9 protein-coding genes are annotated in these 6,898 nt (G+C 69.0%); 8 read left to right on the forward strand and 1 reads right to left on the reverse strand.

Going from position 1 to position 6,898, the window contains the following annotated elements; all coding sequences use genetic code 11:
* Positions 1-131 precede the first annotated feature (131 nt).
* From ACIRFH_RS00195 to ACIRFH_RS00210, 4 genes are read left to right on the forward strand one after another with little or no spacing between them, the layout of a single operon-like run.
* A complete protein-coding gene (locus tag ACIRFH_RS00195; RefSeq protein WP_403516084.1) occupies positions 132-1,211 on the forward strand; it encodes a PhoH family protein in 1,080 nt (359 codons plus the stop codon).
* A 12-nt stretch (positions 1,212-1,223) separates the two neighbouring features.
* Positions 1,224-1,721: an rRNA maturation RNase YbeY gene (gene ybeY, locus ACIRFH_RS00200; protein WP_403516086.1), complete on the forward strand. Its 498-nt coding sequence runs from the start codon at positions 1,224-1,226 to the stop codon at positions 1,719-1,721.
* Positions 1,718-3,022: a hemolysin family protein gene (locus ACIRFH_RS00205; protein WP_403516088.1), complete on the forward strand. Its 1,305-nt coding sequence runs from the start codon at positions 1,718-1,720 to the stop codon at positions 3,020-3,022. The genes ybeY and ACIRFH_RS00205 overlap by 4 nt, the downstream gene beginning before the upstream one ends.
* Positions 3,019-3,378, forward strand: coding sequence for an MmcQ/YjbR family DNA-binding protein (locus ACIRFH_RS00210; protein ID WP_403516091.1), 360 nt, complete (start codon positions 3,019-3,021; stop codon positions 3,376-3,378). Before ACIRFH_RS00205 ends, ACIRFH_RS00210 begins: the two co-directional genes overlap by 4 nt.
* Before the next feature lie 204 nt (positions 3,379-3,582).
* On the opposite strand, the gene ACIRFH_RS00215 is transcribed toward ACIRFH_RS00210, so the two are convergent.
* Complete coding sequence (locus tag ACIRFH_RS00215; protein ID WP_403516094.1) at positions 3,583-3,732, reverse strand: hypothetical protein; 150 nt, start codon at positions 3,730-3,732, stop codon at positions 3,583-3,585.
* 432 nt (positions 3,733-4,164) lie between these two features.
* On the opposite strand from ACIRFH_RS00215, the gene ACIRFH_RS00220 reads away from it, so the two are divergent.
* The 4 genes from ACIRFH_RS00220 to era all read left to right on the forward strand — a co-directional run bounded on the left by ACIRFH_RS00220 (position 4,165) and on the right by era (position 6,863).
* Positions 4,165-5,064, forward strand: coding sequence for a helix-turn-helix domain-containing protein (locus ACIRFH_RS00220; protein ID WP_403516096.1), 900 nt, complete (start codon positions 4,165-4,167; stop codon positions 5,062-5,064).
* A 166-nt stretch (positions 5,065-5,230) separates the two neighbouring features.
* Positions 5,231-5,455 (forward strand): DUF397 domain-containing protein, encoded by a 225-nt coding sequence (locus ACIRFH_RS00225; RefSeq protein WP_403516099.1) that lies wholly within the window; start codon positions 5,231-5,233, stop codon positions 5,453-5,455.
* Positions 5,456-5,482: 27 nt separating this feature from the next.
* Complete coding sequence (locus ACIRFH_RS00230; RefSeq protein WP_403516102.1) at positions 5,483-5,836, forward strand: cytidine deaminase; 354 nt, start codon at positions 5,483-5,485, stop codon at positions 5,834-5,836.
* Positions 5,837-5,909: 73 nt separating this feature from the next.
* Positions 5,910-6,863: a GTPase Era gene (era, locus tag ACIRFH_RS00235; RefSeq protein ID WP_403516105.1), complete on the forward strand. Its 954-nt coding sequence runs from the start codon at positions 5,910-5,912 to the stop codon at positions 6,861-6,863.
* Positions 6,864-6,898: the final 35 nt, after the last annotated feature.

Consider the following 6,898-nt stretch of genomic DNA (forward strand, 5'->3'; position numbering starts at 1 on the left):
GCACTCCCGGTGTCCGGTCGGATAAAAGTCCTGGGTGCTGTCGTCGGGGAGTCGTACGCTGGAGACAGCAGACACACCCGTCACGCGGCACACGCCGCAGAGGAGGACGTGCAGGCCTCGAGCGCCGGCCCATGACTCAGACACCCTCAGCTCACACCCCCGCGCAGGGGCAGGCGAGAGCACAGTTCACCGTCCCCGCCCAGCACCCCATGGTGACCGTTCTGGGATCCGGCGACTCCCTGCTGCGCGTGATCGAGACGGCCTTCCCGGCGGCCGACATCCATGTCCGGGGAAACGAGATCAGCGCGGTCGGCGACGCCCATGAGGTCGCCCTGATCCAGCGCGTGTTCGACGAGATGATGCTGGTGCTGCGCACGGGGCAGCCGATGACGGAGGACGCAGTGGAACGCTCGATCGCCATGCTGAAGGCGAGCGAGAACGGGGAGAGCGACGGCCGGGAGACCCCGGCCCAGGTGCTCACGCAGAACATCCTGTCCTCGCGCGGCCGTACGATCCGCCCCAAGACGCTGAACCAGAAGCGGTACGTCGACGCGATCGACAAGCACACCGTCGTCTTCGGCATCGGCCCGGCGGGCACCGGCAAGACCTACCTGGCGATGGCCAAGGCGGTGCAGGCCCTGCAGTCCAAGCAGGTCAACCGCATCATCCTGACCCGCCCGGCGGTCGAGGCCGGTGAGCGGCTCGGCTTCCTGCCCGGCACGCTCTACGAGAAGATCGACCCGTACCTGCGTCCGCTGTACGACGCGCTGCACGACATGCTCGACCCGGACTCGATCCCGCGGCTGATGGCGGCGGGGACGATCGAGGTCGCGCCGCTGGCGTACATGCGCGGCCGTACGCTGAACGACGCCTTCATCATCCTGGACGAGGCCCAGAACACGAGCCCCGAGCAGATGAAGATGTTCCTGACCCGGCTCGGCTTCGACTCGAAGATCGTGATCACGGGTGACGTGACGCAGGTCGACCTGCCCGGCGGGACGAAGTCGGGTCTGCGGCAGGTGCAGGAGATCCTGGAGGACGTCGAGGACGTCCACTTCTCCCGGCTGACGTCCCACGACGTCGTCCGGCACAAGCTGGTGGGCCGTATCGTCGACGCGTACGAGCAGTACGACAGCAGGAACGGCACCGAGAACGGCGGCCACAACGGCGGCCGGACACCGAGAAGCGGTGCCAAGGCCAAGGGGAAGTAGACCAGCACGACCATGTCGATCGACGTCAACAACGAGTCCGGAACCGAGGTCGACGAGCAGGCGATCCTCGACATCGCCCGCTACGCGCTCGCGCGGATGCGCATCCACCCGCTCTCCGAGCTCTCGGTGATCGTCGTGGACGCCGACGCCATGGAGCAGCTCCACATCCAGTGGATGGACCTGCCTGGTCCGACGGACGTCATGTCCTTCCCGATGGACGAACTGCGTCCGCCGTCGAAGGACGACGACGAGCCGCCGCAGGGGCTGCTCGGCGACATCGTGCTGTGCCCGGAGGTCGCCGCCAGGCAGGGCGCCGAGGCCGAGACGCGGCACTCCATGGACGAGGAGCTCCAGCTGCTCACCGTCCACGGGGTGCTGCACCTGCTCGGCTACGACCACGAGGAGCCCGACGAGAAGGCCGAGATGTTCGGCCTGCAGGCCGCCATCGTGGACGGCTGGCGTGCGGAGAAGGGCCTGACCGGCCCGTCCCCGGCCCCGACCGTCTCATGAGCCTCCCGCTCGTCGCCGGCGCCGTCGCCCTGGTCGTGGTCGCCTGGCTCGCCGCGTGCGCGGAGGCGGGTCTGGCGCGGGTGTCCAGCTTCCGTGCCGAGGAGGCGGTGCGCTCGGGGCGGCGCGGCAGCACCCGGCTGGCCAAGGTCGCCGCCGACCCGACGCGCTATCTCAACGTGGCGCTGCTGGTCCGCGTCGCCTGCGAGATGGCCGCCGCCGCGCTGGTCACGTACGCCTGCCTGAAGGAGTTCGACGGCACCGGCGAGGCGCTGGTGATCGCCATCGCGGTGATGGTGCTGGTGTCGTACGTGGCCGTCGGGGTCTCCCCGCGCACCATCGGCCGCCAGCACCCCCTGAACACGGCGACGGCGGCGGCGTACGTCCTGGTGCCGCTGGACCGGGTCATGGGCCCGATCCCGTCGCTGCTCATCCTCCTCGGCAACGCGCTCACTCCCGGCAAGGGCTTCCGTCGCGGCCCCTTCGCCTCCGAGGCGGAGCTGCGGGCGCTCGTCGACCTCGCCGAGAAGGAGTCGCTGATCGAGGCCGAGGAGCGCCGCATGGTGCACTCGGTGTTCGAGCTGGGCGACACGCTCGTGCGGGAGGTCATGGTCCCGCGGACCGACCTCGTCGTCATCGAGCGGTACAAGACCATCCGCCAGGCCCTCACCCTCGCCCTGCGCTCCGGCTTCTCCCGCATACCGGTCACCGGTGACAGCGAGGACGACATCGTCGGGATCGTGTACCTGAAGGACCTCGTGCGCAAGACGCACATCAGCCGGGACGCGGAGAGCGACCTGGTGTCCACGGCGATGCGCCCGGCGTTCTTCGTGCCCGACACCAAGAACGCCGGCGACCTGCTGCGCGAGATGCAGAAGGAGCACAACCACGTCGCCGTCGTCATCGACGAGTACGGCGGCACGGCCGGCATCGTCACCATCGAGGACGTCCTCGAGGAGATCGTCGGCGAGATCACCGACGAGTACGACCGGGAGCTGCCGCCGGTCGAGGAGCTGGGCGAGGACCGCTACCGGGTCACCTCCCGGCTGGACATCGGGGACCTCGGCGAGCTGTACGGGCTGGAGGAGTTCGACGACGAGGACGTGGAGACCGTCGGCGGACTGCTGGCGAAGGCGCTCGGCCGGGTGCCGATCGCCGGGGCCACGTCGATCGTCGGGCTGCCCGACGGCCGCGAGCTGCGGCTGACGGCGGAGGCCGCCGCGGGCCGCCGGAACAAGATCGTGACGGTGCTGGTGGAGCCGGTGGCCCCGGCGAGGTCCGGCGCCGGGGAGGTGGCGGAGTGACGCCCCAGGAGCTGCGCGCGTTCTGTCTGTCCTTCAACGCGGCCGTGGAGGACTTCCCCTTCAGCCCGGAGATCTCGGTCTTCAAGGTCCAGGGCAAGATGTTCGCCCTGACCTCGCTGGACGCGCGCCCGCTCACCGTCAACCTCAAGTGCGACCCGGAGGACGCGGTCCGGCTGCGCGCCGAGCACGAGGGCCTGATCGTGCCGGGCTGGCACATGAACAAGCGGCACTGGAACACGGTGACCGTCGACGGCGGACTCCCGGACCGTGTGGTCCGGGAGCTGATCGAGGACTCGTACGACCTCGTCGTCGCCGGCCTGCCGCGCGCGGAGCGGCTCCGGCTCGACCGGGCGTGACGTCGGACCCGGCCGCGCTCCCGGCGCACGCCGCATTGGCGTGACTGCCCCTCGCCAATGCTGCGACACAGCGGCAGAATGAATCCACGGTGCGCTACGACGCCACCGCTCCGGGCCGCCTGCCAGGGAAACTCGGAGCGGAAGCGTCTTCCTACGGCGTCCGCCGCTCTCGGCCCCGGCCTCTCAGGTCGGGGCTGACTGCTGTCACACGAAGGGCAGGACCCACTCGTCGACGATCTTGTGGATCGCGATGAGGAGGTTGATCAGCGGGAGGGCCAGGGCCACCCGCTCCCCCCACGTGCGCTCGGCTCGCTCGGGGCGGCGCTCTCCTTCCTGTTCCTGTCGGTCCGGCATCGGTGATCGGCTCCTCTCGGCTCCGTCCGTCGCCGTGTCTCGGCGAGCCGCGAACGGGCGGTGTCAGGAGCAAGGACGATGGCTGTGACGTGCACTCACTGTGTCCGCTGGTCGCTCTGATGGCCGATCAACCCCCTTGCTGAGACGTGCCGTTCATTGAGGGTTACGCTTGAGAGCGTAACCCGAGAGGTGCGCATTGGGATAGGGCCTGTTGGAAGGCAGCCATGCGATGGATGCCATCTGCGACATAGCAAGTTGCAGTGACTCCGAGCGCGGAGAGTCCAAATGCAGGTGCGCGCCCACTGTGGTAGTCCTCTCCCTGGATTGGTTCGCAGTCCCCGATCTGATGCATCCCCCTCGAAAGGTATCGATGAGTCATATGCACACCTGCTATGTTGCACAGTGCTGGATCCGATGGGGGGTGGAGCAGACATGGCCGTGACAAGTGCCGCATTGCTGCGCCTGCGGCTGCGCACTGAACTCCGGAAGGCCCGCATGGCCGCCGGCCTGACGCAGCGCGAGGTCGCCGACCGGATGGAGTGGAGCCCCTCCAAGCTCATCCGGATCGAAGCGGGAGAGGTCGGCATCTCGGTCAACGACCTGCGCCCGCTCGTCGCCGCCTACGGAATCACGGACCGGCGCAAGCTCGAAGAGCTGCTGAACATGGCCCGGGGCAGCCGACGGATGCCGTTCGCGGAGTACCGGGACCTCTACAGCAAGGACTTCCTGCAGTTCCTCGCCCTGGAGTCGGCCGCTTGGATCAACCGCCAGTACAACTCACTCGTCATTCCCGGCCTGCTGCAGACCGAGGAGTACATGCGAGCCGTGATGCAGGCGTTCGGCAAGGACATGCCGGAAGAACTCATCGAACGCGGTGTCGAGGCGCGGTTGGCGCGGCAGGAGCTGCTGGAGGAGGCCGAAGGGCGCCAGTTCTTCTTCATTCTGGACGAATCGGTGGTGCACCGGCTCACTGGAGGGAGAGGCGTGATGCGAGCGCAGTTGGAACATCTGGCCGATCTGTCCATGCGTGACCACATCACGATCCAGATCCTGCCGTTCAGCGTGGGCGCCCACCCCGGCATCCAGGGGCCCTTCACCCTCTTCGAGTTCCAGGCCGAGGAGATGGAGGACGCTCTCTTCATCGAGGACTCGCGCGGAGTCTCCTACCCTGGCGGTTCCGCGGAGGAAACCCGGCGTTACCTGGAGCGGTTCTGGGAGCTCGAGGACCTGGCGCTCAAGGACGGGGTGGACGTGATCCTCCGCCGCCTCGCGGAACGTGTCGCCGAAGGAGGAGGGGAACTGGAGGTTCTGCTGGAGCAGGACGCCGCCTGACTCTTTACGCGCCCGCCAACTTCCGGCAAGGCCGGCAAGTTGGCGGGATCGGCGTGTTCGAATACGCGGTCGCCGCCGATATTCTGGATCCGCTGCTGCGTGTCCCCGCGACAGCTGTACGGGGGCACCCCGGCTGGACCGTCGACGACCGGGGTGGAGGTTCAGGGTGAGCAGGTCATGGGCGTGGCGTAAAAGCAGCGCCAGTGCCAACCAGGGGGCGGACTGTGTGGAGATCTCCTACACCGGTTCCACGATCCTGGTTCGGGACTCAAAGCAACGGCACGGCCGTGTCCTCGGTCTCACGCCCGCCGCCTGGCACTCCTTCATCTCCTCCCTCTCCGATGTCCCAGCGGCTGCGGACCACCCCCGGCCGGGACACCCCCCGACGTGACCCGTCTCGCTTCCTTATGCTCACCCCATGACCGAAAGCACCGACCTCGATCCCGAGGACCGCAAGATCGTCACCCTGGCCCGCTCGGCCCGCGCCCGCAACGGTGTCCCCGAGGGCGCGGCCGTACGCGACGGGACGGGCCGGACGTACGTCGCCGGGACCGTTGCCCTGGACTCCCTGAAGCTCAGCGCCCTGCGGACGGCGGTGGCGATGGCGGTGGCGTCCGGCGCGACGTCGCTGGAGGCGGCGGCCGTGGTGACCGAGGCGGGGTCGGCGTCGGCCGAGGACCTGGCGGCGGTCCGGGACCTGGGCGGGGCGGGGACGCCGGTCCTGGTCGCCTCGCCCGACGGGACGGTCCGGGACACGGTGGCCGCGGGCTGATCCCCGCGTCTCCCGTCGGCCCGCGCCCGGTGGTGGTACGGCGGGGCTCCGGGGATCAGGGACAATGGGCGCCATGAGCGTGCGTACCCAGTCATCCGAAGAGCCGGCCGAGGCTGTCCACCGGGCCGGCTTCGCCTGCTTCGTGGGCCGCCCCAACGCGGGCAAGTCCACCCTCACGAACGCTCTGGTCGGGCAGAAGGTGGCGATCACCTCCAACCGCCCGCAGACCACCCGGCACACCGTGCGGGGCATCGTGCACCGCCCGGACGCCCAGCTGATCCTGGTGGACACCCCGGGACTGCACAAGCCGCGCACGCTGCTGGGCGAGCGGCTGAACGACGTCGTGCGCACGACGTGGGCCGAGGTGGACGTCATCGGCTTCTGCCTGCCGGCGAACGAGAAGCTGGGCCCCGGTGACCGCTTCATCGCCAAGGAGCTGGCGGGGATCAAGAAGACCCCGAAGGTCGCGATCGTGACCAAGACCGACCTGGTGGACTCCAAGACCCTGGCCGAGCAGCTGATCGCGATCGACCAGCTCGGCAAGGAGCTGGGGATCACCTGGGCGGAGATCGTCCCGGTGTCCGCCACCGCCAACCAGCAGGTGGACCTCCTCGCCGACCTGCTGATCCCGCTGCTGCCGGAGGGCCCCGCGCTCTACCCGGAGGGCGACCTCACGGACGAGCCGGAGCAGGTCATGGTGGCCGAGCTGATCCGCGAGGCCGCGCTGGAGGGCGTGCGCGACGAACTGCCGCACTCCATCGCCGTGGTCGTCGAGGAGATGCTCCCGCGCGAGGACCGGCCCGCCGACAAGCCGCTCCTGGACATCCACGCCAACGTCTTCATCGAGCGCCCCAGCCAGAAGGGCATCATCATCGGCCCCAAGGGCAAGCGCCTGAAGGACGTCGGCATCAAGTCCCGCAAGCAGATCGAGGCACTGCTGGGGACGCCCGTCTTCCTGGACCTGCACGTGAAGGTCGCCAAGGACTGGCAGCGCGACCCGAAGCAGCTGCGCCGGCTCGGATTCTGACCGGCCCGGCCGGCTGCCGTACGCCGGCCCTCCGG

The sequence above is a fragment of the Streptomyces sp. NPDC093586 genome, from assembly GCF_044764905.1.
In the GTDB taxonomy this organism is placed as follows: Bacteria; Actinomycetota; Actinomycetes; order Streptomycetales; family Streptomycetaceae; genus Streptomyces.

Coding starts and splice junctions, on each gene's coding strand:
- ACIRFH_RS00195 (WP_403516084.1), top strand. CDS start 132: ATGACTCAGACACCCTCAGCTCACACCCCCGCGCAGGGGCAGGCGAGA.
- ybeY (WP_403516086.1), top strand. CDS start 1,224: ATGTCGATCGACGTCAACAACGAGTCCGGAACCGAGGTCGACGAGCAG.
- ACIRFH_RS00205 (WP_403516088.1), top strand. CDS start 1,718: ATGAGCCTCCCGCTCGTCGCCGGCGCCGTCGCCCTGGTCGTGGTCGCC.
- ACIRFH_RS00215 (WP_403516094.1), bottom strand. CDS start 3,732: ATGCCGGACCGACAGGAACAGGAAGGAGAGCGCCGCCCCGAGCGAGCC.
- ACIRFH_RS00220 (WP_403516096.1), top strand. CDS start 4,165: ATGGCCGTGACAAGTGCCGCATTGCTGCGCCTGCGGCTGCGCACTGAA.
- ACIRFH_RS00230 (WP_403516102.1), top strand. CDS start 5,483: ATGACCGAAAGCACCGACCTCGATCCCGAGGACCGCAAGATCGTCACC.
- era (WP_403516105.1), top strand. CDS start 5,910: ATGAGCGTGCGTACCCAGTCATCCGAAGAGCCGGCCGAGGCTGTCCAC.